Source organism: Lamprobacter sp. (genome assembly GCF_034860625.1).
GTDB lineage: Bacteria > Pseudomonadota > Gammaproteobacteria > Chromatiales > Chromatiaceae > Lamprobacter.
Genome location: NZ_JAYESN010000055.1, coordinates 1 through 23,258 on the forward strand (window position 1 = coordinate 1; position 23,258 = coordinate 23,258).

Consider the following 23,258-nt stretch of genomic DNA (forward strand, 5'->3'; position numbering starts at 1 on the left):
CTGGATGACGATGGCCGCCCGACGGCCCGCACCTGGCCCAACTCAGGCATGGGCAATCTCTATCCGGACGGCAGCACCGGCAGCTGCGTCGCCTGTCATACCCGCCACCGCTTCTCCATTGAAGAGGCGCGGCGACCGGCCGCCTGCGCGTCCTGCCACCTGGGTCCGGATCACCCGGACATCGAGGTCTACGAGAACAGCAAGCACGGCCAGCTCTATGCCACCGAGGGCCACGAATGGCGTTGGGACTCGGCCGCCGATGCCTGGGAGCCCGGTGACTACCGCGCGCCGACCTGTGCCACGTGCCACATGAGCGGTATCGGCAAGCTCAGTACCACCCACGATATCAGCGAGCGGCTGTACTGGAATCTCTGGGCCAAGCGCTCAGGCGTGCGCGATTCTGAGGACGTGATGAGCCCGCTGCTCGGCGACGGTCCTGCGGGTAGGGCGAAGATGAAGCAGGTCTGCATCGCCTGTCACGGCGAGCTGCATACCGAGAGCTTCTTCCACCAAGCGGATGCCGCGGTGCGTCTCTACAACGAGGCCTACTGGGACTCGGCCAAGGAGATGCGCGACGAATTAGCGGCCGAAGGGCTGCTGAAGGAGAACCCCTGGAAGGATGACTTCCAGATCACCTTCTACCACCTGTGGCACCACGAAGGTCGCCGCGCCCGCCATGGGGCGATGATGGCCGGTCCCGACTGGGCACACTGGCACGGTTTCTTTCAGCTTCAGCAGAGCTTCTACAAGCTCGAGGAGATCCACAAGACGCGCATGGCGACCGGGCAGATCGAGCCGGGGCCGCCGAAGGGCGTGAGCGGCGATCACTAAATCAGCGGCCCTTTGACGCCTGCGTCAACTCCGCTTGAAGCCTTCTGCAGACAGGCTGCCAAGTCATTGGTAGGCGCTGTCATGCCGCACAATTAATGAGGCGTCGGCCAGCGCAGGGACGGCAGAACGAACCCGGGCACAAAGAGACTGCCTCCCTGCGCGAGTCCTGTCGGCGAGGGACCGACCCGACAGGCATTAACGATTCAGCACCTCATCGATCTGCTCGCGGCTGAGGGTTTCGGCCTTGAGCAAGCGCTTGGCCAAGCGTTCGAGGCGCTCGCGGTTCTCGTCGACGAGCGCTCGTGCATGCTGCTCGATGCCATCGATCAGTGATTTGATCTCGGCATCGACCCGTTGGGCGGTGGCATCGCTGAACGTGCGGGCCCCCATCGCCAACGCGGGCGCGCCCTGGTCATCCGGGTACTTGAACGAGACGGGTCCGATCGCCTCGCTCATGCCCCAGCGGCTGACCATGCGCCGGGCCAGCTCGGTCGCTTGATCGAGATCGGCTTCAGCCCCGGTGGTGACCTCCTCGAAGATCACCTGCTCGGCGATGCGTCCGCCCAACATCACCGCGATGCGATCGCGGAGGTAGCTTTGACGATAGGTGTGACGCGCCTCGGGCGGTACTTGCTCGGTCGCGCCAAGGGCGCGTCCGCGCGGAATGATCGTGACCTTGTCGAGCGGGTCGGCATTGGGCAGCAGCCAGGCCAGCAGGGCATGGCCGGACTCGTGATAGGCGACCAGTTCGCGCTCCTCGTCATCGATACCCTGCTCACGCTCGGCGCCGAGCACGATCTTGTCGCGTGCCTGCGAGAACTGTGACATGGCGACCACGCCCTGCTTGGCGCGGCCGGCGAGCAGCGCCGCCTCATTGACCAGGTTCTCGAGATCGGCGCCGGAAAAGCCGACCGTGCGCTCGGCCACGCGCTGGAGATCGACATCCTCGCCCAAGACGATCTTGGCGGCATGGATCTTGAGGATCGCCAGGCGGGCGTCGCGATCGGGTCGCTCCAGGTAGACCTTGCGGTCGAACCGTCCCGGGCGCAGCAGGGCATTGTCGAGCACATCGGGCCGATTGGTCGCGGCGAGCACCACCACATCCTCATGCGGCGAGAAGCCGTCCATCTCATTCAGGATCTGATTCAGTGTTTGCTCACGCTCGTCGTTGCCGCCACCACCACTGGCCATACCGGTGCCGCGCGCGCGGCCAATGGCGTCGATCTCATCGATGAACAGCACACAAGGGCTCTGTTTCTTGGCGTCGTTGAACAGATCGCGCACGCGCGAGGCGCCGACGCCGACGAACATCTCGACGAACTCGGAGCCGCTGACGTTGAAGAAAGGCACACCGGCCTCGCCAGCCACGGCACGCGCCAGCAGCGTCTTGCCGGTGCCGGGCGGTCCAACCAGTAGCACGCCCTTCGGCAGTTTGGCACCCAGGACGCGAAAGCGCTGCGGATCGGCGAGATGGTCGATGATCTCCTGCAGGTCGGCCTTGGCGTTCTCGAGCCCTGCGACCTCCTTGAGGCTGGTGTCGACCTCCTCGGACTGAACGCGCTTCGCCTTGGATTTACCGATCCCGAAGAGACCGCCGCCCTGGTCATCGCCAGCGCCGCTCATCATGCGTCGCTGCATGCGGTTGCTGAGGTAGAAGAACAGGCCGAGGATCAGCAGCCAAGGCAGCAGCGTGATCAGCACACGGCCAAACAGGCCGGTCTCCGTCGACTCGGCATCGATCTCGACATCATGCGTCTCGAGCAGATCCAGGAGCCCCGGATCTTGCACTTGGGGCAGGGTGCTGATGAACCGCGCGCCGGTTTCGGCTTGCGCCGTGCTGGCCTCCTGCGTCTCGTCTTCTGTCTCGCCTGAGGTTTCCCGTGAGGGTCCACCTGAGGTGCCATCTTTCGCGCCGTCCGTGGTGCGCTGACTCTCCTCGGGCGCGACAAATCGCCCACTGACCTGCTGGCCCTCGAAGGTCACCTGCGCGACGCGCCCCTCGCGCACGGCCTGCTTCAGCTCGGTATAGCTGATCGCTTCCGGCCCCGGGGAGCGGAGCACGCTCAGGGCCGCAGACAGCGCAAAGATCGCGATCAAGGCATAGAGGGCATTCTGCCAAGGTGGTGTCCCGCCGGGCTGAGTAGGGCCGGGCTTGGTGGAACGGCCAACATCTGGTCGCCGCGTCTTGAGCCGGTCGCGGAGCGCAGGCTTGGCGCCGGACTGTTGTTCAATGCTAGACATCGGATCTCCTGTGCAGTGGCTGTCTGGTCTTCCGGATTGCTCTGCGGCTCCTTAGGCAGGAATCGGGCCGGCTATCTGCAACTCCTTTGAGACTGATGCTGACTCGGCGTGGCGGCAAGGAGTGGTTCAAATGCCGCACCCCTGGGGTCTATGAACCAGCCCGACAGGTGGCGCCCAGGCCACTGCATCCAAAAGGCCCTCAGCGGCGCGGTTCTCGGAGTTGGCCCGGTTTCTGCTGGCCGTGAGACAGGCTATTCAACGCGGTCAGTCAATTCAGACCGATCACGTCATGTCCATGCAGCACCGATGCGCCCGCCATCGCAGATGCCGCACCAGCCACGACAAACGGAGGATTCCATGCTTAGAAGCCTCGCCGAGCCAGAGGGATACCGCCTTGAAGCCCTCGATGGCGACATCGGCCATTGCCACGACTTCCTCTTCGATGACGCGCTGTGGACGCTGCGCTACATGGTGGCCGATACCGGCGGCTGGCTGTCCGGGCGCAAGGTGCTGATCTCGCCCGCCCAGCTCGAGTCACCGGATTGGGGGCGTCAGCGGATGCCGGTCAATCTGACGAAGGCCCAAATCGAGCAAAGCCCGCCATTGGATGGCGATGCGCCGGTCTCGCGACGTTACGAGCGGCTTTACAACGAGGTTCATTCACTGCCCAGCTACTGGCTCGGCAGCGGCCTTTGGGGCGACTTTCCGATACCCGCGAGCCTGACGCCCGCCCAGGAGGCGCGCATCGAGCCGAACACGCGCGGCGCGGCGGTCGCGGACACCGAGCTTGAGCCCGCCGATCTTGAGGAGGGCGACGAGGTTCACTTGCGCTCCGTGCGCGAGGTGACGGGCTATAGCGTGGTTGGCCAGCGCGGCGCGGATCACGGTGGCGGCATCGACAAGGTCGGCCGCGTCGTCGACCTCATCGTCAACGACAGCAGCTGGGCGCTGCGCGCCTTCGTCGTCGACAGCTCCCGGCTGCCGTTCTCGAAGAAGGTCCTGCTCCCCGTGGACGCGGTCGCTGAGATCGACTGGGTCTCGCGCCAGGTCATCGCCGATGTGGCCGCTGAGCGTATCGAGGAGGCACCGGCATTTGACCCGAGCGAGCCGATCAACGAGCGCCTCGAGACCGTGCTCTACGATGTCTACGGGCGTCCAGCGCCTAGAGCCGAGCTTTGATCCGACTTTAAGCCCACCTTGGGCCGAGCACATTCAAGCCCGGTGTTGGTCAGGGCTCGGCGATGGCTGGCGGCCGGATGGACACCGGTTACCGCCTCGCGACCCGCCACCTCACCGGCCCCTTGATGCAACGATTGTCCAAATCGAAGGAGACTCCCTCATGAACAAGCGCTGGATTCGACGCCTGCTCTTCACGCTGATCGTCGTCGCCGTCATCGTTCCCGCCGTAATGGCCACAGGCTGGATCGGCACCGAGACCCTGGTCGAGAAGACCTCGGATGCAGAGTTTTGCACCAGCTGCCACACCATGGAGCCCTTTGCGACCTCGCACGCGCAAGATGTCCATGGCGGCAACAACCCGGGCGGTGTCGTTGCTCATTGCACCGATTGCCATCTCCCGCACGACAGTGCAGCAGAGCATCTGTTCGCCAAGGCCAAGACCGGAACGCGCGACGCCATCGCACAGGCGATCTATCCGATCCACAAGCCCGACTGGATCGCCGATCTCGAGAAACGCGCTGAGTACGTCTACGACTCCGGTTGTCTCAGCTGCCACGCGGCGTTGAAGGAGGCGACCAGCGATGATCCCGCGGCATTAGCCGCGCATAAGGCCTACTTCGGTGGCGACGTGGGTGATGGCTGTGTCAGTTGCCATGCGAACGTTGGCCATAAGAACCTCCGGGTCATGCTCGACGATCACTTCGATGAGGTCAGCCTCAGCGAGATGCCTGGAGACCAGGGCGATGCGCCCGTCGATCCGCCGCTCCCCGCTGAAGAAGACAAGCCCGCGCAGGGCGCCACCGGTAGCGAGGATGCCTGAGCGCAATGACCTACGAGCTCGACCCCGCACAGCCACTTGACGCCGAGGTGCGTCGGATTGCGACGGAGCGGATCGATCACGCCGTTGCGCAGATCGACGACGCTAAGACAGCGCCGCATGCAGCCGTCCATGAGGTCCGCAAGGACTGCAAGAAACTGCGCGCTCTGCTGCGACTCGTCAGACCGGCCGTGCCGACGCTCTACAAGGATGAAAACGCGGCCTTCCGTGAGATCGCGGCCTCGCTGTCGGTGCTGCGAGATGCCGAGGCGGCGATCGAGACCTTCGATGCCTTGATCGATCCGTTTCGCGACCACCTCAATCCTGCGTCGCTCGCCCCGCTGCGGCACCGGCTCGAAGATCACAAGGCACAGATTGCAGCGGGTGCCCAAGCACTCGACGAGCAACTCGAGGCTGCGCGCACGGCCTTGCTCGCAGCCCGCAAGCGCGTCCCGGGCTGGGCGCTTCCGTCGGAGGCCAGCGAGCCCGGAGAGGAGGCGGGCTGGTCCCTGCTCGGACCCGGACTGCGCAAGACCTACAAACGTGGGCGCGGGGCCATACAAGCGGCCGACGCGCAGCCGAGTGTGGCGACCTTCCATGAATGGCGCAAACGCGCGAAGTATCTGCGCTACCAGGTCAGGCTGCTGCGTGCGAGCTGGCCACGCGTGCTCAAAGCGACCTATAAGGAGACCAAACAGCTCGGCGATCTGCTGGGCGATGATCATGACTTGGCGGTGCTCGAGCAGGTCATCGAGGAGGCCGAGGCGCTGAACCCGAGCCATGATGCCGAGCAGCTCCTGCTCGCCCTCGCTGCACAGCGCAGCGAGCAGCTTCGCAAGGCGGCCATGTGGCTCGGCTCGCGGCTGTACGCGGAGAAGCCGAAGCGACTCGAGCGACGCATGCGCTGCTACTGGCGAATGGCTCGGGTCTGGGACGCCAAGCTTCCCATGCGCCAATCGGTCCTCTGCAGATGAGCTGTTGTGCTTTGATCCTGGTCGGATCGCGCTGGCCCTGGGAGTCAACGATGATTCACGCTATTGTCGACGCTGTTGTGAGCTGGACTCCGGCGAGCATCGTTCCGCAACTGCGGGGCGGTCTTTGGGTCCTCATCATGGGTGTGGTGGCGCCGGTCCAAGCGACCCCGGAGATCCTTGCCGCGGTCGATCCACCAACTGCCGACCACCGTCAGTTCGAGCAACTGCAAGGGGCGTTCGCGAACGGACCCGAGGTCACTCGCGCCTGTCTCGACTGCCATACCGAGGCCGGCAAGCAGGTCCGCGCGAGCATCCATTGGCGCTGGGAGTACCGCCATCCACAGACCGGCCAACTGCTCGGCAAGCAGCATGTGGTCAACAGCTTCTGCAACAACGTGACCACGAACCTGGGGCGCTGTACCGCCTGTCACGCCGGTTATGGCTGGGAGGACCCGGACTTCGATTTCAGCGATGACAGCCGCGTCGATTGCCTGGTCTGCCACGACACTACCGGTACCTATGAGAAGGCACCGAAGCGCGCCGGCCGCGTGCTGCAGGAGCCGGTCAAGGTGCACGGCCACCGGCTGCAGCCGCCGGATCTCGGCAAGGTCGCCCGCAACGTCGGGCCGACCAGCCGCGAGACCTGCGGCCGCTGCCATTTCTTCGGTGGTGGTGGCAACGGCTCCAAGCACGGCGATCTGGACACCTCGCTGCTGGACCCACCGCCCGCGCTGGATGTCCACATGAGCGACGCTGGAGCCGGCCTCGAGTGCAGCGACTGCCATGTCGAGCGCGCGCACCAGATCGCCGGCAGTCGCTATCAGGTGGCTGCACGCGACCGCAAGGGCGCCGGCGCGCCGGGCCAGCGCCGCTATGCGGCGACCTGCGAGTCCTGCCACGGCGTCGAGCCGCACGCGCTGGGCAGTGATCCGGCCGCGCTCTATCAGGGCGCCAAGCTCAACGCCCATGTCGATCGTATCGCCTGTCAGACCTGCCATATCCCCGCGATGGCACGCGGCGGCGTTGCCACCAAGACCTGGTGGGATAGGTCGAAGGCGGGCCGGCTGGACGCCGATGGCAACCCGATCAAGCGCCACGATGCCGATGGCAATCTCACCTATTGGACGCGCTGGGGAGAGATCGAATGGGGCGAGGCTCTAGAGCCCGCCTACCGCTGGTTCGATGGCACCATGCGCTACACCCTGCCGGATCAGCGCATCGACCCGTCACAGCCGGTGCCGATCAATCGCTTTGCCGGCAGTGACGACGATCCGCACGCCCGCATCTGGCCGTTTAAGATCATGCGCGGCAAGCAGCCCTATGATCCGGTCAAGAATCGGCTGGTCTACATGCAGCTGTTCGGCACGACCGAGCAGGCCTATTGGCAAGGGCTCGAGTGGCAGCCGGCCATCGCCAGCGCGATGGAGGCGGCCGGGCTGGCGTTCAGTGGCGAGGTCGGCTTCACCGAGACCCGAATGGCTTGGCCGATCACGCACATGGTCGCTCCGGCCGAGGAGGCACTCGCCTGCGGCGACTGTCACGCCCGAGAGGGACGCATGGCCGAGCTGACCGGCTTCTACCTGCCCGGGCGCGACAGCGACCCGGCGCTCGATAGATGGGCGCAGCTGGCGCTCGGCGCCGCGCTGCTTGCGATCCTCCTCCACATCGGGCTGCGCATCCTGTTCCACCGTCGCCGGAGGCACGTCGAATGACCCGCACCGTCGTCATGTTCACCACTCTCGAGCGTCTCTGGCACTGGAGTCAGGCACTCTTGATCATCCTGCTGCTGATCACCGGCTTCGAGGTACACGGCAGCTACAGCCTGCTCGGATTCGGCACCGCCGCGACCCTGCACGTGCTGGCGGCGCTGGCGCTGATCGTCGTCTGGATCTTCGCAATCTTCTGGCACCTCGCGACCGGTGAATGGCGCCAGTATCTGCCGACGACGCGCGGGTTGGCGGCCGTGGTGCGGTTCTATCTCTACGGCATGTTCCGCGGCGAATCACATCCGTTCAATCCGCGCCCGAAGCGAAAGCACAATCCGCTGCAGGCCGCGTCCTATCTCTTCTTCGGCGTCGTCATCTCGCCATTGCTCTGGATCACCGGACTGCTCTATCTGGGCATTGATCTGTGGTCGGCATCGGCCGGCCTGTCGCTGGCGCCGGTGGCGCTGATCCACGTTGCTGCGGCCTATGGTGCGGCGCTGTTCCTGCTCGTGCATCTGTACATGATAAGCACCGGCCGCACCCCAACCACGCACCTGAAGACCATGATCACCGGCCGCGAGGAGATCGACGAGGCAGCGCGTCAACCCTCACAAGCGGTCTCGTCTCGAGCTCGCTGAGAACCGTCTTCTCGTTGTCATCGACGGCTCAACAGCAGCATCACATCGATTCTTGAAACCGACGGCACTGCTGCGTCTTTGGCTCTGATGCCGAGATGCAGACCCCGTCACTGACTGATTGCGGAGGACCCATGTTTCTCAAGCACAAATCAACCGACAAGCTCATGCAGGTCGTTGAGCTGCAAGACCTGATGAATCCCATGCACGAGCAGGTTGTCATGCGACTGCACTACGGCGAGGAAGCGCAGGACCCCGAAACGGTCGACAAGCAGGCGCTGCGGTTCCCGTCCGGCGAAGCGCTGCCGCGCGCCTGGACCGATCCGCATTATCGGGATGAGGAGGTCGAAGCGGCGCACCATGACCGCAGTGGTGGTTGACCTGAAGGGCGAGTGACGCCGAGAGCTGCGCGCTTGGCGTTGTAAAGTCGATGCCCGAGGTGATCCCGGGCATCGCTGACGCTCGTCATGACCGCATCAGCCCGCCATAGACAGATCCTCGCCGGCTTCTAGCCGTGTCCATCGGTGCGCTCGTGCCGAAAGCGCGCCGGCACTGGCGCCAACGAGCGCAACTGCAGACGCAACGCGGCCTTGGCGAGCAGATGCGCGCTCACCGGGGTCGTCATGAACAGGAACAGGGCGACGAGCAGCTCAGTCGGATGGGGCGTCGGGCCCTGAGCGGCAAAATACAACGCCGAGGCCGCGAGCATGCCGCCAACGCCGAGCGTCGTCGACTTGGTCGGACCATGCAGCCGGCAGAAGAAGTCTGGCAACGAGGCCAGGCCGATCGAGCCGATCAGGGTAAAGGCAGCGCCGAGCAGGATGAGCGCGGCGACCAGGGTATCCATCAGCATCCTCAATGCCCTCCGGTCAGGTCTCTTCGATCAGCTTGCCGCGCAGCAGGAAGCGACTGAGCGCGGCGGTGGTGATAAAGCCGAGCAGCGCCAACAGCAACGCCGAGGCGAAGTAGAGCATGTTGTGGAACTGAATGCCGAGCAGCACCAGCAGCGCGATGCTGTTGGTGTAGAGCGTATCCAGTGCCAGGATGCGGTCGGGCAGATCCGGGCCGTGCAGCGCACGCCACAGGTTCAGCAGCAACGCCAGGCTGAGCATAGCCAGCGCGGTGCCGATGGCCAGGTCGAGGATGTTCATGAAAAGATCTCCAGCAGGAGGCGTTCATAACGCGCTTTGATCTGTGCGCACTCGGCGGCGGCAGCAGCCGGATCAGGCGCATCGAGCAGATGCAGCAACAGCACCCGCCGATCGTCACTCAGATCGGCAGACAATGAGCCTGGTGACAGCGTGATGGTGGTCGCCAGCAGATAGAGCGCAAAGGGCTCCTGCAACGCCAGCGGGAGCTCGACGAAGGCCGGGCGCGGCTGGCGCGAAGGCGTCAGGATCAACGCCGCGATGCGCAGGTTGGCGATCACCACATCCACCGCCACCCGCCATAGATAGCGCGCGAGCAGCTGCAGAGACAGACGCCGCGGCCGGCGCCAGCCTGACCACAAGCGGCTCGAGGCCGTGGTAATCGCCCAGGCCAGAATGCTCCCGAGCAGGATCTGAGCGGGTGCAAGGCTGCCTTGCAGCAACAGCCACAGCAGCGTCAAGGACAAGACCGCCAAGGGATGGCGGATCAGCGGCTCGAACAAGTGCCTCATGGTGAACCTCCGTGGCGGGGCTGAGCGATCCCCTCGATCGCAGCCGAGGGCGGGTCCACCGGCTCCAAGGCCCTGATCGCGTTGCTGTAGTCCTCGCCGTCCAGGAGCGCTCGCGCGAGCGACTGGGTGTAGCCGGCAATCGGCGCGGCGAGGACGCTCAACAGCGCGCTGGCGGCGAGCAAGACAGCGGCGGCCGGCGCCAGCGCGCCGCGCCCAGCGCCAGCGCTGCTCGACCGCGGCCCTTGCCAGAAGAGCGTGATCCCGGCGCGCGATAGTCCGATCACGACCAGCAGGCTGGAGCCGAGCACCGCGCTCCAGCTCAGTATCCAAGCTGGGCCAGACCCCAAACCCTGCGCGCTCGCGCTTTGCACCGCCTCCAGGATCAAGGCCTTGCCGATGAAGCCGCTCAGCGGTGGCAGGCCCGCGATGGCCAGCGCACCGAGCAGGAACAAGCCCCCCAGCCAAGCCGCCGCGGGCGGCTGTTGGGCAGGCTGCAGCCAGGAACCTTGCGCGCGGCCCTGGCTGATCACATCGATCAGCAAGAACAGCCCGGCCGTGACCAGGGTGGTATGGATCAAATAATAGAGGCCGGCGGCGATCCCCTCAGCAGTGCCGACGGCAACGCCGGCCAACAGCGTGCCAACGGAGACCAGGATCAGGTAAGCGGCCATCGCCCGCAGCTCGCTGGCGGTGACCACCCCGACGGCACCGACGGCCAGCGTCAGCAGCGCCCCGGTCAGGATCAGCGTCTGCAGGGGCAGCCTGGCGAGTGGCTGTGCAACCAAGACGGCGTCGCTGAGCGCAGCGCCGATGGGCATCAGGGCGAACAGGCGTAACAGCGCATAGACACCCACCTTGGTCATGATCGCGAACAGCGCCGCCACCGGCGCCAGTGCCGCGCTGTAGGCCGGGACCAGCCAGGCATGCAAGGGCACCAGTGCAGCCTTCAGTGCGAAGGCGCCGGTCAGCAGCAGCAGGCCGGCACCAGCCAAGGGTGCCTGGTCTGGCGCGAGCTCAGACAGACGCTCGCCCAGCACCGCCAGGCTCAAGGTGCCGGTAACCGCATAGAGCAACGCCACACCCATCAGGAAGAGGCTCGAGCCGATCATGTTGAGCACCACATAGTGCAAGGCCGCGCGGCTGCGCGCGGGGCCGCCACCCTGGACCAAGAGTCCATAGGAGGCGATCAACAAGACCTCGAAGAAGACGAACAGATTGAACAGATCGGCGGTGAGAAAGGCGCCGGCCAGACCGAACAACTGCAGTTGCAGCAGGGCATGAAGATGGCGGCCGCTGGGCTGCGCGCCACTGGGGCTCAGTGACAGGTGCGCGATCACCGCCAAGGCGAGGGCGCTGGTGAGTGTCAGCATCAGTGCCGAGAGCCGATCGGCAGCCAGCACGATGCCATAGGGCACCGGCCAGTCTCCGATCAAGGTGGCGACAATCTGTCCTTGTGCGCTCAGGGCCAGCAGCCCGAGCGCTGCCGCGAGCTGACCGAGGGCGCCGATCAAGCTGAGCCTGCGCTGCTGGCGCAGCGGCATCTCTGAGCAGGCGAAGAGCCAAGCCCCGAGGCCGAGCGGGAGCGCCAGAGGCAGGATCAACAGCAGGCTCACGGCTCCTCCTCGCCGGCCTGGGGCTCGTCAGGTGCCGTGTCTATGGGTTGGGCGTCGACGCGCTCGGAGCCAAGCTCGGACAGGACGCGCAAGACCAGCACCAGGACCAAGGCCGTCATCGCGAAGCCGATCACGATGGCCGTGAGCACCAGTGCCTGGGGGAGCGGATCGGCCATCCGCTCGAGCGCGTGGCCGCCGGTCTGCGCGGGCGTCTGCACCTGCACCGGCGCACGCCCGACCTGAAGCCCTCCCGAGGCGAAGACGAACAGGTTGGTCGCGTAGGTCAGCAGCATCAGCCCGAGCACCACCGAGAAGCTATGCGCGCGCAGCACCAGATAGGTCCCCGCACCCATCAACAAGCCGATACTTCCTGCGAAGAGCCAGAGCATCAGTCGCTCCTCAGGTGAGGCGGCGCGCCATCATTGGGGTCGACTGTGCCGACAGGTTCCTGGCCTATCGCGCCAGGATCTTCGGAACTCTGGCCGCTGGCACTACTGGCACTGCTGGTGCCGACGCGCCCAAGACCATCCAGCACCAGCAGCAGCATCCCGGTGACGATCATCATCACGCCGATGTCAAACAGCAACGTGCTCGTCACTGTCAGCTCGCCGAGCAACGGCAGGCTGCCATGCCAGAACGCGCTGGTCAGAAAGGGGCGTCCAAAGAGCAGCGCCCCAAGACCGGTGGCCAGGGCGAGCAGGAGACCACCACCGATCAGCAGTTGCGTGCTCAAGTGAAGCTGGCGCTGGCTCCAAGGGCGTCCGTTTGCGCTCTCCTGCACGATCAGCGCGGTGCCAATGACCAGCCCCGCGACGAAGCCACCCCCTGGCGCCTGGTGGCCACGTAGCAGCAAGAAGGCGGCTAGCATCAGTGCTGCTGGCAGCACCGGGCGCGACACCATCGAGAACAGCAACGGATGGGCCGACTCTCTCTCATGCCCGCTGATGCGCTGCAGCGGGCGCAGCCGCAGGTCAGCGAGCAGCACCATCAGGGTCGCTGCGGCGATGGTCAACACCGTGATCTCACCGAGGGTGTCGAAGGCCCGGAAATCCACCAGGATGGCATTTACCGCGTTGGCGGCACCGGCGGCCGGTTCGGCGAGCCGCAGGTAGCATTCGCCACTGCCGGCGGTCTGGTGCTGCAGCATGCTGGCGCTGAGCGCGGCGCTGCCGCCTCCCACCAGGGCGGCGATGAACAGGTCGCGTCGGCGTCGCCAAGCGGCGACCGGCTGGGAGTCACCACGCGGCAGCCATGTCAGCACCAGCACCAACAACAGCGTGGTGACCAGCTCGACCGCGAGCTGGGTCAGCGCCAGATCCGGCGCTGAGAAATGCACGAACGCGAGGCTGACGATCAAGCCGATCACGCCGGTCAGCACGACCGCAAAGACCCGTTGGGCGCGCTGGCGCAGCAGGCTGAAGGTCGCCGCCACCAGCACCACCGCAGCGGCGATGCTGAGGATGTCGATGGGCATCGCCAGCAGCGCAGCGTCGGGAGCGCCGCTCGCCGGTGTTGCCGCAGTTGGCCCCAGCGCGAGCGCTGAACCTGTCAGCGGCTGAGCGGCGAGCCAGCCCAGGATGCCAAGTCCCACAGCTGCCGCAAGCAGCCAGAGCGTTGAGCGCTGCAGCGAGCTCGGCTGTAACCAGGGCTGCATCCACCGCCCGAGCACCAAGAAGCGCGCACTGAGCTGCCGAGAGAGGCTCTCGGCACTCCAGTTGGGGAAACGGCACTGCTGGGCAATGAACAAGGGCTTTCGCCGCGCATAGAGGAGCACGCCACCACCGAGCGCCAGGCCGCTCATCAATAACGCCGGCGAGAACCCGTGCCAGATCGCCAGATGGAACTCAGGCAATTCCCCCAGCATGCCCATGACCCCAAGCTGCAGGATGGGCTCGATGGTCTGCTGTGGCAGCACGCCGATCACCACACACAGGGCCGCGAGCACCTCGACCGGCAGGCGCATCCATTCTGCTGGCTCGTGCGGAGGATAACGCAACGCTGGATCATCGGCCGGGTAGGGGCCATTGAAGAAGGTATTGTGGATGAAGCGCAGCGAATAGGCGACCGAGAGCACAGCACCGAGGATGGCCGCGATGGGCAATACGGCCTTCAACAGCAGCGGCCAGTCGGCGATGCGCAAGGAATGCAGGGTTTCGGAAAAGAACATCTCCTTGCTCAGGAAGCCGTTCAACAACGGCACCCCAGCCATCGCCGCAGCGGCGATCATCGCCAGCCCGCCTGTAATGGGCAGATACGCGTACAGACCACGGAGCCGGCGTAGATCGCGGCTGCCGGTCTCGTGATCGATGATGCCGACGGCCATGAACAGCGATGCCTTGAAGACGGTGTGATTGATCAGGTGGAACAGACCGGCAACCGCGCCGAGCGGCGTGCCGAGTCCGAACAGAAAGGTGATCAGCCCCAGATGACTGATCGTCGAGTAGGCCAGTAGCCCCTTCAGATCCTGCTGAAACAGCGCCGCATAGGCACCGAAGACGAAGGTTGTGAGGCCGAGGCCGCCGACCAATGGAAACCAGGGCGGACTCTCGGCAAAGACAGGGAAGAGGCGTGCCAGCAAGAAGACACCGGCCTTGACCATGGTCGCCGAATGCAGATAGGCCGAGACCGGCGTCGGCGCGGCCATGGCCGACGGCAGCCAGAAATGAAAGGGCACCTGCGCCGACTTGGTCGCGACGCCGAGCAGGATCAGCACCAGGATCGGCAACAGGAGCGGATCGGCGCGCACCTGCTCGCCAGCACCGAGCACCTCGCTGAGGGAAAAGCTGCCCACCACCGAGCCGAGCAGCAGGAAGCCGGCGAGTAACGCAAGGCCGCCACTGGCGGTCACTAGCAGCGCGGTACGGGCACCACGACGCGCCTCGGCCGAGGTTGGATCGAAGCCGATCAACAGGAACGACAGCAGGCTGGTGAGCTCCCAGAAGATCAGCAGCAGCAAGAGATTGTCGGCCATGACCAGGCCGAGCATCGCGGCCTGGAACAGCAACATGAGGGCGAAGAAGCGCCCGCGTGGCGCCTCCGGGGCAAGGTAGTAGCGGGCATAGAGGTTGACCAGCAGCCCGATGCCCGCGACCAATAGCACCATCAGCAAGGCAAGCCCGTCGAGCCGCAGCGCCAGCTCCAGGCCTAGCGTTGGCAGCCAGGACATGCCGACCCGCCAGATCTCGCCGGCGGCGATGCTCGACAGGCTCATGAGCGCCGCCGCAAGCGTCATCACTCCGGCGCCAACGGCAAGCAGCGACGGTGCGCGCGCTGCCACCCGCTGGGCGGGTACTGCCAGCACTGCCGCTAGCAGCGGCGCGGCGATGATCACCACCAAGGTCATGGCCGATCAGGGCTGGTCACGGCTGCCTGCACCGCACCGCCGCGCCCCGTTGTTGCGCCCGTTGTTGCGCCCGTTGTTGCGCCAGCTGTTGCCCCAGCTGTTGCCCCAGCTGTTGCTCCAGCTGTTGCTCCAGCTGTTGCCCCAGCTGTTGCTCCAGCTGTTGCTCCAGCTGTTGCGCCAGCGTCTTGCCACTCGCCCTGGCTGCGCTAATGTGTCGGCTGGGAGACTTCTTTGAGCGCCTCGCCGCCGAGCTGGGTTTGATCAGCGCGGGTCGCGAGATCGCCGAGTGAGACGACGCCAACACAGCGCTCGGTTCGGTCAACCACGATCAAGCGGCGAATCTGCTGCTGCTCCATCAGCTTCGCGGCCTCTTCGACATCGTCATCGGTATAGCGAAGCTCCACCCCGGTGGTCATGACGCGAGAAACCGGTGTCTCGGGATCGATCCCGTCTGCGAGGCCGCGTGTCACGATATCGCGGTCGGTCAGCACGCCGACAATCTGATTCTCTTCGATGACCGGCAGCATCCCGATGTCGTGCTCACGCATCATGCGGGCGGCGTCGATCATCGACTGGTTCTGACCGATGTATTCAAGCTGAGGGGTCATGACGTCTTGCAGTTGCATCGCTTGTGCTCCTCTGGTTGTCTGAATCGCTGAATCGCTGAATCGCTGAAAGATGGGGCGACAGTCGCCCGAGTTGTCATCTTGGCGTTTGCCTGCTTTCGCAAAGCGCGCAAAGCCAGTGTCAAGGACGCCGCAAGGTTTGCGCCAAGACTCCGATTGATCGACTTTGTCGATCCCTTAAACCGTATCAGGCGCCCGTATCAGGCGCCCGTATCAGGCGCCCGTATCAGGCGCCCGTATCAGGCGCCCGTATCAGGCGCCCGTATCAGACGCCAGCTGGTGCGCGCCTCACGCCAATAAGCGCGGGCGTGCGCTCCGAGCCTGCGGGCCAGAGGCTGTTCCAGGCCCAGCTTGAGGAGGGCCAGATAGCGCGCTCTGGCACTGGCGCCAAGCGCGCTGATCCAGGCCCAGGTTAAGGAGGGGCTAGCGCCAGTTACCTCTGGCCGCTTGCGTTTGGTGAAATGCACCGGCCTGGTGGATTTGCCCCTGATCGACCGCGTCATCCAGGCGCCGTCACTGCCCGGCATCCCCGCTCGTCGCCCATCCTCTCGACTGGCAAGGATGCTGAATGGGCAGTCCGAGATCACAGGCCGCAGGGCAGGAGCATGCACGCACAGCAACATCGGCAAACGTCATCCGGATCAGACGGGAAAGACACCCGTGGGGATGAAGTCGACCGCTCGGGCATGACCCTTGAGCTGCAGACGGATGCGCTCGGCCCAATCCCTTGGCACGCGTTAAACAGCGCGAGGGCGGCTGAGCAACTCGCCAGTCCCGACGATGGCCTGAGCGCAGACGAGGTTGGACGTCGGCAAGAGCGCTTCGGCACGAACCGACTGCCCGAGGAGCAATCACCGGGATTGGGACAGACCTTCCTGCGCCAGTTCACCAACCCTTTGATCTACATCCTGTTGGCGGCAGCGCTCGCCTCGGTCTTCATTGGCGCCGTTGCCGATGCCTTGTTCATCGGTGCCGTGCTGCTGCTGAATGCCGTCATTGGCACCATCCAGGAGAGCAAGGCCGAGTCCAGTGCTCAGGCCCTGAAGTCGATGATGAAGGTCCGCAGCCGGGTACTGCGCAACGGTCGTGAGCAGGTGGTGGACGCCGAGGAGCTGGTGCCCGGTGACCGCGTCCGACTCAGCGCCGGCGACTCGGTGCCAGCGGATCTGCGCCTGCTGGAGACCGAAGACCTGCGCGCCGACGAATCGCTACTCACCGGCGAGTCGATCCCAGTCGAGAAGGAGGCCGATGCCAGCGTCGATGAGGAGGCGAGCGTCGGTGAGCGACAAACCATGCTGCATGCCGGCACCGAGGTGCCCGATGGCCGGGCGCTGGGACTCGTGTGTCGGACCGGGCAGGCCACCGAGGTCGGCAAGATCGCGCGCTCGCTGAGCGGCGCTGGCGACACCGAGCCGCCCCTGGTGATTCGTCTGCGCGCCCTCACCCATCGCATCGCGCTCGTCGTCTTGGGCGCCGTCGCGCTCTTGGTCGTGGTTCAGCTGCTGCGCGGCGCCGGTCTCACCGAGATCTTCTTCTTCGCGGTCGCCTTGTCCGTATCGGCGATCCCGGCCGGGCTGCCGGTCGCCATCACCGTGGCCCTGTCGATCGGGCGGCATCGGATGGCCGAGCGCAACGTCATCGTGCGTCGGCTGCCGGCGGTCGAGGGGCTCGGCACCTGTACGCTGATCGCGAGCGACAAGACCGGCACCCTGACCGCCAATGAGCTCACCGTCACCCGCATCGCCTTGCCGGGCAGCGCTCGGGTTCGGGTCGAGGCCGGCAAGGACCCGGAGGGCGACCGGCTGCGTCCCGACGATGGCGGCGACGGCAGCAAAGCCCTTGACGCGGAGACGCAAGCGGCGGTGCAGCGCCTGGCCAGCACCGGTGTGCTGTGCAACGAGGCTGAGCTGCGCGAGACTGATGAAGGTGATCTCGAGGCCGTTGGTGACACCGTCGATGTGGCCTTCCTTGTGCTCGGCCAGCGTCTGGGGCTAACGCGCGCGCAGTTGCTGGAGCGTCAACCCGAGCAGGCGCGAGTGCCGTTCACGTCCAAGCGCCGCCTGGCCGCTACCTTCAACCAGGGCGATGAGGGTCTGCAAGCGCATGTGAAGGGCGCTGCAGAAGCCGTGCTGCCGCTCTGTACTGACGCCAAAGACCTGCAAGCAGAGGTCGATGACTTGAGTGGTCGTGGTTTCCGCGTGCTCGCGCTGGCCACGGGTCCCGTCGAAGGTGATGCGGACGATGCGGCGCATCGGCTCGAAGCGGGTGAGCTGGGAGGGCTGCAGCTGCTCGGGCTGGTTGGCCTGATCGATCCGTTGCGCCAAGAGGTGCCCGAGGCGGTGCGCCGTTGCCACCAGGCGGGCGTTGGCGTGCGCATGATCACCGGTGACCATCCGGCCACCGGCCTGAGTATTGCCCGCCAGCTCGGTATCGCCGGCGAGCGCGATGCGGCGGTCACCGGCACCGAGGTTCGATCGCTGGTTGACGCCGCCAGCCAGGCTGATCAAGCTGAAGCGGCTGACAGCGGACATGAGGCGCGCGAGCGCGGCTTGCGTCTAGGCCGCGCGCCGGTTTTTGCCCGCGTCGAGCCCGATCAGAAGACCGCCATCGTCGGCGCCTTACAGGATCAGGGTCACTATGTCGCTGTCACCGGCGATGGTGTCAACGACGCCCCGGCGTTACGCAAGGCCAACATCGGCGTTGCGATGGGACGCGCCGGCACCGACGTTGCGCGCCGCGCTGCGGATTTGATCCTGACCGACGATCACTTCGCCTCCATCGTCAATGGCATCGAGCAGGGCCGCATCGCTTATGCCAATGTGCGCAAGGTGGTCTGGCTGCTGATCAGTACCGGCGCCGCCGAGATCGTGCTGTTCTTCCTTGCGTTCGCGTTGAACATGCCACTGCCGTTGGGCGCCGTTCAGTTGCTGTGGCTGAATCTGGTCACCAACGGCATCCAAGACGTCGCGCTGGCGTTTGAGAAGGGCGAGCCCGGTGTGCTCAAGCGTCCACCGCGACCCACCGACCAGCCCATCTTCGACCGGCGCATGATCGAGCAAACCCTGGTCTCCGGCCTCTACATGGGCCTGGTCGCCTTCGGCGTCTTCTACTGGCTGCTGCAGGTCTGGGGCTGGAGCGAGTACGACGCCCGCAATAGCCTGCTCCTGCTGATGGTGCTGTTCGAGAACGTGCACATCTTCAACTGTCGCTCCGAGGAGCGCTCGGCGTTTCGCATTCCACTGCAAGCGAATCTGCTGCTGATCGGCACGGTGATCGCCGCTCAGGGCGTGCACATCCTGGCGATGTATCTGCCGGGGCTGAGCGATGTGCTGGAGGTGGGTCCGGTGCCGCTGTGGGAGTGGGGCGCACTGCTCGGCATCGCCCTTTCGCTCCTCGTGGTGATCGAGCTGTTCAAGCTGCTGCGCCGGTGGCGTGAAGGTTCCGATCGGTCAAATGGCCAAGTGGCCGAGGCTTGAAATGGCCTCATCAATGCACCGGCGGATCAGTTCGCGGGACTTCATCGACCGGGGCGACTGGCTCGCCCGGCTGGCGCGGCGGCGTCGCGTCCTCGGGAACCTCGTTGATCATCATCTCCGCTGTGTCGTAGCCCGCGAGATTGCGGACAGAGACCGCGAGCTGCTCGCCATCCCAACGCAGCTCGTTGAAGCTCGGCGGCGTTGAGCGCAGCCGCCGCGACAGGGTGCCGGCACCGATCATGCGGACCGACCCCTGTGCCGTCTCTTGGGTAAGATCGAAGGCGTCGTGGACATGCCCCGAGAGCACGGCGAGCACCTTACGTTTGGCCAGTTCGGTCATCGCCTTCTGGCCGTGTCTGGTCAATGCGGTGCCTTTGGTGCCGGCTTCACGCAGCGGGTGATGGGCGGTCACCAGCGCGCGGGTCCCCTCGGGCAGCGCATCGAGCCGGCTGAGGCATCGCTCCAGCGCCGCCTCGGTCACCCAGCCTTTAGACCAGTTCGGGCGTGGCTGCCAGCGCGCCACCGTCTTGAGTGGCACGATGGCAAGCCCAGGCAAGTCGATTTCTACCTCGACCTTGTCGGCAATGGCCCGTATCCGCCGGTAGGGATCGAAGAAGCGCTGGATCGGGTTGAAATAGGGGAGGTCGTGGTTGCCCACCTCGACTGTGACCGAGGCCTCGAGTGAGCGTATCCAAGCGCAGGCTGCATCAAACTCGTGCTGCCGTGCGCGCATCGTCAGATCACCCGTGATCGCAACGGCATCGGGCCGCTTCTCGGCAATCTCTTGCTTCACCCAGTCGAGGGCGCGATTGTCCTCGAGCCCGAAATGGATGTCGCTCAGATGGAAGAGTAGGCAGGGATCAGGCATCGGCAATACTCACTGGGGCAACGCTTGCGGGATCGGTTTGCGGGATCGGTGTCTTGTCGGTCGGCGTAGATGGCGATGCAGCCCAGCGGTACCAGGATCAAGGTGAACGCTACCAGCCGCCATCCTTGATGCGCTTAGCAAGTTGAGTACCAGTCGCCTTGCTCCCTATAGATCAGTGCTTGCTGAGAAAGGATGCGCGTAGTATCACGCTCATCCTTTCCCCGGCCCACCAAAAGGGACACAAGACCATCCGTGAACGTCCAGGCCCACGACGCACTCAAAGCCAAGATCTGGGAAATCGCCAACCGATTGCGTGGACCCTACCGACCACCACAGTACCGCCTGGTGATGCTGCCGATGGTGGTGCTGCGCCGGCTCGACTGCGTGCTGGCGCCGACCAAGGAGGCCGTGCTCGAGCGAGTCCAAGCCCTGCAGGCCCAACAGATGCCCGAAGCGGCCATGGATAAGCTGCTCGGCAAGGCCGCTGATCCGACCCGCAAGCATCCGCTCTACAACACCAGCCCCTATAGCTTCGAGCGGCTGCTCGGCGATTCCGAGAACATCGCGCCCAACCTGGTCGCCTACATCAACGGCTTCTCGCCGATCGCGCGTGCCATCTTCGAGCGCTTCAAGTTCGCCGACCAGATCGAAAAGCTCGACGCCAGCAATCGCCTCTACACCATCATCAAGGCCATGGCCGAGGTCGATCTGCATCCGCGTCGGATCGCCCAAGGTAGCCGAGTCGTCTTCGATCTGGTCGACGACTATCTCGAACTGCGCGTCGAGCCCACCGACGTTGAGGGGCCTGCCGCCGGATTTGGCATGCTGAAAAGTCCACACCGCGCCGTTCCTGCAGACCTTGATCTGGCTGGGATGATGCGACGAATACCCAGCGATAGGCATATCAAGTGATCAGGAGTTTCGCCGACAAGGAAACCGCCGCGCTGTTTGCTGGCAAGCGGGTGAAGCGTTGGGGGCCGGATCTGACAAGACAGGCCCAGCGCAAGCTGGCCATTCTAAACCGAGCAGGATCGCTCGACGATCTGCGGGTACCGCCGGGCAACCGGTAGGGTTACCCCTAGGAGGGCTCAACAGTGACGATTGCCGTAGAAGATTTGAACCGCATGGATTTCTCCGATGTTGCCGCTGGCGATCTGGCCCCAGTGCCGCCGGGTGAGGTGTTAGCGCATGAGTTTCTGGAGCCACTGGGCATCAGCTCCGAGCGCCTGGCGCAGGCGATCGGGGTGCCGCATCCGCAGATCGATGCCATTCTCGCGGGTCGCGAAACGATGCGATGACCCCGATACCGAGTTGCATCTGACGCCTGTCTTTGGCATGAGTCAACCGATCCGAGGGTGAGGCATGTCCAGCCACAGCGAACGCGATTTCGAGACCGCCATCGAGGCCGAGCTGACCGGCTCCGGCGGCTATCTCGCCCGCAGCCACAGCGCCTACGACGAAACCCTCGCGCTCTTTCCTGAAGACGTCACCGGCTTCCTGCAAGACAGCCAACCCGCTAAGTGGCAGGCGCTGGAGGCACTTCTCGGCACAAAGACTGCCACCACCATCCTCTCCAGCCTGAGCAAGGAGCTTGATCTCAAAGGCACTCTGCACGTCCTGAGCCACGAGTACCAGACCGGCTTCGATCAGCCGCTGCTCCAGACCATGTATGTGGTCAAGCGCCTGTCCGGCGTGCAGGCGGTGCAGACCCTGTCCCGACTCAATCGCATCGCGCCTGGCAAGTCGCGCACCTTCGTGCTCGATTTCATCAACCAGGAGGATGACATCTACCGCGCCTTCAAGCCCTACTACGAGACGACACCGATCGGCGAGAATGCCGATCCGCAACGGCTCTCCGAGCTGCAACACCGACTGCTCGAATGTGCGCCGCGATCACGGAATCGTTGGGGCATATCGACCGCTCGAGGGTCAATTGACCCGATCCCTGTCCAGTCTGCCCAGCGCGCACCGGGCAAGAGCCAGACAAGAAACCAGACAGGAAGCGCGGGGCGCCGCGTCCACGCGGGACGGCGTCCGAATCCAACGATGCCCAGCGAGCCAAGCGTGAGCGTCCCTCGCTGCGCTTCTATCAACGCTTTCAGAACCGCTCGCTGATCCTGTATCTCCCGTTGACGCTGCTCTTGGCGGTCATTGTCGCGCTGCCGTTGTTCTTCGATTGGGAGAAGGCTTTGCTGTTCTTGTTGACGCCGGAGGCCGGTATCAGCGATCCGGTGTTCGGGCATGACATCGGCTTTTACCTCTTCTCGCTGTCCTTCTTCAGACTGATTTACGGCGAGGTCATGGTCGCGCTCGTCGTGGTGCTGCTTGGGCTCGGGCTCTTCCATTGGCTCGAGTACCGCGCCATGCCGAGGGCGCGAGGACGGCTGCGGCGCTGTGCACGCTCAGTCGAGAGCACGCAGATAGCGCGAGACCGACTCCTCTAGCGAGATCTCGCCGCGCAGCACCGCCGCCTGCCAGCGCTCGCGCCAGCCACCGATCAGCAACTGGGCGCGCTGCCATTCGAGGTAGATCAGTCGGGCGAGGGGGCCGCCTTCGTCCAGGAAGCCGGAGGTCTCGAAATCCCGGGCCGCGCGCTCGCGGTCGTACGCAAAGCGCACCAGCTCGCTGTGCCAGCGTCCGCCGCGCCAGGTGAAGCGGCCGTAGCTCCCGCGCACGTCGCCGTCGAACGGCGAGCCCGCCGAGCCGACGTTGACCACCTCCATGCCCTGGGTCTGGCGCCGATGAACACGATGGGTATGCCCGGAGACGAAGAGCGCGACTCCCTCCGGTAGCTTGCCGATCAGGGATTCGTCGGTGGTGTTGGCAGTGATGCCGTCGCGGTTGCCGGCCATGCTGCCGTGGGTCACATGCAGCCAGGCGTCGGCGTCCGGTGGATGCAGGCAGAGGTGATCCGGCCAGCCGCGCAGCCGCTCGGCTTGATCGGCGACCTGCTGCCACGCCCAGTCGGTGAAGCGACGGATCTCCCGCTCGCCCTCGCTGGCCGCTGGCCCCGCGCTGCAGCTGAGCACCCAGACCTCATGATTGCCGTTGACCGGTAGCCAGCCTTGCTCGCGCCGCAGTTGGTCGAACAGGGTCAGGCAGCCGCCGCTGTCGGGTCCGCGGTTCACCAGATCACCGGCCATCACCACCATATCCGGCCGCCAGGCCTCGATCTGCTCGATGACCGCTTCCAGTGCCGGCAGGACCGCCTGCACATCCGAGAAAACCGCAACCTTCATGCTCGACGACTCCAACGCTTTGGCGCGCCCCTTGGGGCGTGAGTGCTTAC

22 protein-coding genes and 1 pseudogene are annotated in these 23,258 nt (G+C 65.1%); 13 read left to right on the forward strand and 10 right to left on the reverse strand.

All coding sequences use genetic code 11. From position 1 onward, the window contains the following. The coding region (locus VBE63_RS14865) for a multiheme c-type cytochrome (RefSeq protein ID WP_323683810.1) at positions 1-831 on the forward strand (831 nt) is incomplete at its 5' end. 195 nt (positions 832-1,026) lie between these two features. On the opposite strand, the gene ftsH is transcribed toward VBE63_RS14865, so the two are convergent. After that, the gene (gene ftsH / locus VBE63_RS14870) at positions 1,027-3,072 is read right to left on the reverse strand and encodes an ATP-dependent zinc metalloprotease FtsH (protein WP_323683811.1); all 2,046 of its coding nucleotides are present in this window, start codon (positions 3,070-3,072) and stop codon (positions 1,027-1,029) included. Between the two features lie 357 nt (positions 3,073-3,429). Here ftsH and VBE63_RS14875 point away from each other — a divergent pair, with 357 nt between their 5' ends. The 6 genes from VBE63_RS14875 to VBE63_RS14900 all read left to right on the forward strand — a co-directional run bounded on the left by VBE63_RS14875 (position 3,430) and on the right by VBE63_RS14900 (position 8,763). Next, positions 3,430-4,251 (forward strand): PRC-barrel domain-containing protein, encoded by an 822-nt coding sequence (locus VBE63_RS14875; protein WP_323683812.1) that lies wholly within the window; start codon positions 3,430-3,432, stop codon positions 4,249-4,251. Positions 4,252-4,411: 160 nt separating this feature from the next. Next, entirely contained in the window at positions 4,412-5,071 is a 660-nt protein-coding gene (locus VBE63_RS14880) for a cytochrome c3 family protein (RefSeq protein ID WP_323683813.1), read from the forward strand. Between the two features lie 5 nt (positions 5,072-5,076). Beyond that, positions 5,077-6,042, forward strand: a complete 966-nt coding sequence (locus VBE63_RS14885; RefSeq protein ID WP_323683814.1) for a CHAD domain-containing protein — start codon at positions 5,077-5,079, stop codon at positions 6,040-6,042. Positions 6,043-6,092: 50 nt separating this feature from the next. After that, the gene (locus VBE63_RS14890) at positions 6,093-7,754 is read left to right on the forward strand and encodes a tetrathionate reductase family octaheme c-type cytochrome (RefSeq protein ID WP_323683815.1); all 1,662 of its coding nucleotides are present in this window, start codon (positions 6,093-6,095) and stop codon (positions 7,752-7,754) included. A 14-nt stretch (positions 7,755-7,768) separates the two neighbouring features. Next, the gene (locus tag VBE63_RS14895; protein ID WP_323683836.1) at positions 7,769-8,386 is read left to right on the forward strand and encodes a cytochrome b/b6 domain-containing protein; all 618 of its coding nucleotides are present in this window, start codon (positions 7,769-7,771) and stop codon (positions 8,384-8,386) included. 131 nt (positions 8,387-8,517) lie between these two features. After that, positions 8,518-8,763, forward strand: a complete 246-nt coding sequence (locus tag VBE63_RS14900; RefSeq protein WP_323683816.1) for an acetyltransferase — start codon at positions 8,518-8,520, stop codon at positions 8,761-8,763. 128 nt (positions 8,764-8,891) lie between these two features. Here the strand turns inward: VBE63_RS14900 and VBE63_RS14905 are convergent, their stop codons facing one another. From VBE63_RS14905 to VBE63_RS14935, 7 genes are all read right to left on the reverse strand, one after another. Beyond that, the gene (locus VBE63_RS14905; protein WP_323683817.1) at positions 8,892-9,236 is read right to left on the reverse strand and encodes a Na+/H+ antiporter subunit G; all 345 of its coding nucleotides are present in this window, start codon (positions 9,234-9,236) and stop codon (positions 8,892-8,894) included. Between the two features lie 16 nt (positions 9,237-9,252). After that, positions 9,253-9,534 (reverse strand): K+/H+ antiporter subunit F, encoded by a 282-nt coding sequence (locus tag VBE63_RS14910; RefSeq protein ID WP_323683818.1) that lies wholly within the window; start codon positions 9,532-9,534, stop codon positions 9,253-9,255. After that, entirely contained in the window at positions 9,531-10,043 is a 513-nt protein-coding gene (locus VBE63_RS14915) for a Na+/H+ antiporter subunit E (protein WP_323683819.1), read from the reverse strand. Before VBE63_RS14915 ends, VBE63_RS14910 begins: the two co-directional genes overlap by 4 nt. Beyond that, positions 10,040-11,656, reverse strand: a complete 1,617-nt coding sequence (locus VBE63_RS14920) for a monovalent cation/H+ antiporter subunit D (protein WP_323683820.1) — start codon at positions 11,654-11,656, stop codon at positions 10,040-10,042. Before VBE63_RS14920 ends, VBE63_RS14915 begins: the two co-directional genes overlap by 4 nt. After that, complete coding sequence (locus VBE63_RS14925) at positions 11,653-12,045, reverse strand: Na+/H+ antiporter subunit C (RefSeq protein ID WP_323683821.1); 393 nt, start codon at positions 12,043-12,045, stop codon at positions 11,653-11,655. The genes VBE63_RS14920 and VBE63_RS14925 overlap by 4 nt, the downstream gene beginning before the upstream one ends. Further along, positions 12,045-14,999, reverse strand: coding sequence for a monovalent cation/H+ antiporter subunit A (locus VBE63_RS14930; RefSeq protein ID WP_323683822.1), 2,955 nt, complete (start codon positions 14,997-14,999; stop codon positions 12,045-12,047). The genes VBE63_RS14925 and VBE63_RS14930 overlap by 1 nt, the downstream gene beginning before the upstream one ends. Before the next feature lie 206 nt (positions 15,000-15,205). Then, positions 15,206-15,625: a CBS domain-containing protein gene (locus VBE63_RS14935; protein ID WP_323683823.1), complete on the reverse strand. Its 420-nt coding sequence runs from the start codon at positions 15,623-15,625 to the stop codon at positions 15,206-15,208. 605 nt (positions 15,626-16,230) lie between these two features. Here VBE63_RS14935 and VBE63_RS14940 point away from each other — a divergent pair. Then, positions 16,231-19,101, forward strand: coding sequence for an HAD-IC family P-type ATPase (locus VBE63_RS14940; protein ID WP_323683824.1), 2,871 nt, complete (start codon positions 16,231-16,233; stop codon positions 19,099-19,101). Between the two features lie 10 nt (positions 19,102-19,111). Here VBE63_RS14940 and VBE63_RS14945 read toward each other — a convergent pair whose 3' ends face one another. Continuing rightward, on the reverse strand, positions 19,112-19,969 hold the full coding sequence (locus VBE63_RS14945) for a metallophosphoesterase family protein (protein WP_323683825.1): 858 nt from the start codon (positions 19,967-19,969) through the stop codon (positions 19,112-19,114). A 252-nt stretch (positions 19,970-20,221) separates the two neighbouring features. On the opposite strand from VBE63_RS14945, the gene VBE63_RS14950 reads away from it, so the two are divergent. The 5 genes and pseudogenes from VBE63_RS14950 (at position 20,222) to VBE63_RS14970 (ending at position 22,413) form a co-directional block, all read left to right on the forward strand. Continuing rightward, the gene (locus tag VBE63_RS14950) at positions 20,222-20,881 is read left to right on the forward strand and encodes a type I restriction-modification system subunit M N-terminal domain-containing protein (RefSeq protein ID WP_323683826.1); all 660 of its coding nucleotides are present in this window, start codon (positions 20,222-20,224) and stop codon (positions 20,879-20,881) included. Further along, positions 20,878-21,039 (forward strand): hypothetical protein, encoded by a 162-nt coding sequence (locus VBE63_RS14955; RefSeq protein WP_323683827.1) that lies wholly within the window; start codon positions 20,878-20,880, stop codon positions 21,037-21,039. Before VBE63_RS14950 ends, VBE63_RS14955 begins: the two co-directional genes overlap by 4 nt. 24 nt (positions 21,040-21,063) lie before the next feature. Continuing rightward, on the forward strand, positions 21,064-21,267 hold the full coding sequence (locus tag VBE63_RS14960) for a hypothetical protein (protein WP_323683828.1): 204 nt from the start codon (positions 21,064-21,066) through the stop codon (positions 21,265-21,267). 286 nt (positions 21,268-21,553) lie between these two features. Further along, positions 21,554-21,850: pseudogene (locus VBE63_RS14965) on the forward strand (type I restriction enzyme subunit R domain-containing protein); the annotation flags it as partial. Between the two features lie 230 nt (positions 21,851-22,080). Further along, positions 22,081-22,413, forward strand: coding sequence for a UPF0182 family protein (locus VBE63_RS14970; protein WP_416274563.1), 333 nt, complete (start codon positions 22,081-22,083; stop codon positions 22,411-22,413). Here VBE63_RS14970 and VBE63_RS14975 read toward each other — a convergent pair. Further along, positions 22,372-23,208 carry a metallophosphoesterase family protein gene (locus VBE63_RS14975; RefSeq protein ID WP_323683829.1) on the reverse strand — a complete coding sequence of 279 codons (837 nt, stop codon included), beginning with the start codon at positions 23,206-23,208 and terminating at the stop codon, positions 22,372-22,374. The two genes, VBE63_RS14970 and VBE63_RS14975, sit on opposite strands and share 42 nt — an antisense overlap. Positions 23,209-23,258 lie beyond the last annotated feature (50 nt).

What these genes read in the sequence shown, in the direction of transcription:
- VBE63_RS14875 (WP_323683812.1), top strand. Translation starts at nt 3,430, where the DNA reads ATGCTTAGAAGCCTCGCCGAGCCAGAGGGATACCGCCTTGAAGCCCTC.
- VBE63_RS14910 (WP_323683818.1), bottom strand. Translation starts at nt 9,534, where the DNA reads ATGAACATCCTCGACCTGGCCATCGGCACCGCGCTGGCTATGCTCAGC.
- VBE63_RS14925 (WP_323683821.1), bottom strand. Translation starts at nt 12,045, where the DNA reads ATGCTCTGGCTCTTCGCAGGAAGTATCGGCTTGTTGATGGGTGCGGGG.
- VBE63_RS14905 (WP_323683817.1), bottom strand. Translation starts at nt 9,236, where the DNA reads ATGCTGATGGATACCCTGGTCGCCGCGCTCATCCTGCTCGGCGCTGCC.
- VBE63_RS14975 (WP_323683829.1), bottom strand. Translation starts at nt 23,208, where the DNA reads ATGAAGGTTGCGGTTTTCTCGGATGTGCAGGCGGTCCTGCCGGCACTG.
- VBE63_RS14880 (WP_323683813.1), top strand. Translation starts at nt 4,412, where the DNA reads ATGAACAAGCGCTGGATTCGACGCCTGCTCTTCACGCTGATCGTCGTC.
- ftsH (WP_323683811.1), bottom strand. Translation starts at nt 3,072, where the DNA reads ATGTCTAGCATTGAACAACAGTCCGGCGCCAAGCCTGCGCTCCGCGAC.
- VBE63_RS14935 (WP_323683823.1), bottom strand. Translation starts at nt 15,625, where the DNA reads ATGCAACTGCAAGACGTCATGACCCCTCAGCTTGAATACATCGGTCAG.
- VBE63_RS14940 (WP_323683824.1), top strand. Translation starts at nt 16,231, where the DNA reads ATGCACGCACAGCAACATCGGCAAACGTCATCCGGATCAGACGGGAAA.
- VBE63_RS14930 (WP_323683822.1), bottom strand. Translation starts at nt 14,999, where the DNA reads ATGACCTTGGTGGTGATCATCGCCGCGCCGCTGCTAGCGGCAGTGCTG.
- VBE63_RS14945 (WP_323683825.1), bottom strand. Translation starts at nt 19,969, where the DNA reads ATGCCTGATCCCTGCCTACTCTTCCATCTGAGCGACATCCATTTCGGG.
- VBE63_RS14885 (WP_323683814.1), top strand. Translation starts at nt 5,077, where the DNA reads ATGACCTACGAGCTCGACCCCGCACAGCCACTTGACGCCGAGGTGCGT.
- VBE63_RS14895 (WP_323683836.1), top strand. Translation starts at nt 7,769, where the DNA reads ATGTTCACCACTCTCGAGCGTCTCTGGCACTGGAGTCAGGCACTCTTG.
- VBE63_RS14890 (WP_323683815.1), top strand. Translation starts at nt 6,093, where the DNA reads ATGATTCACGCTATTGTCGACGCTGTTGTGAGCTGGACTCCGGCGAGC.
- VBE63_RS14900 (WP_323683816.1), top strand. Translation starts at nt 8,518, where the DNA reads ATGTTTCTCAAGCACAAATCAACCGACAAGCTCATGCAGGTCGTTGAG.
- VBE63_RS14915 (WP_323683819.1), bottom strand. Translation starts at nt 10,043, where the DNA reads ATGAGGCACTTGTTCGAGCCGCTGATCCGCCATCCCTTGGCGGTCTTG.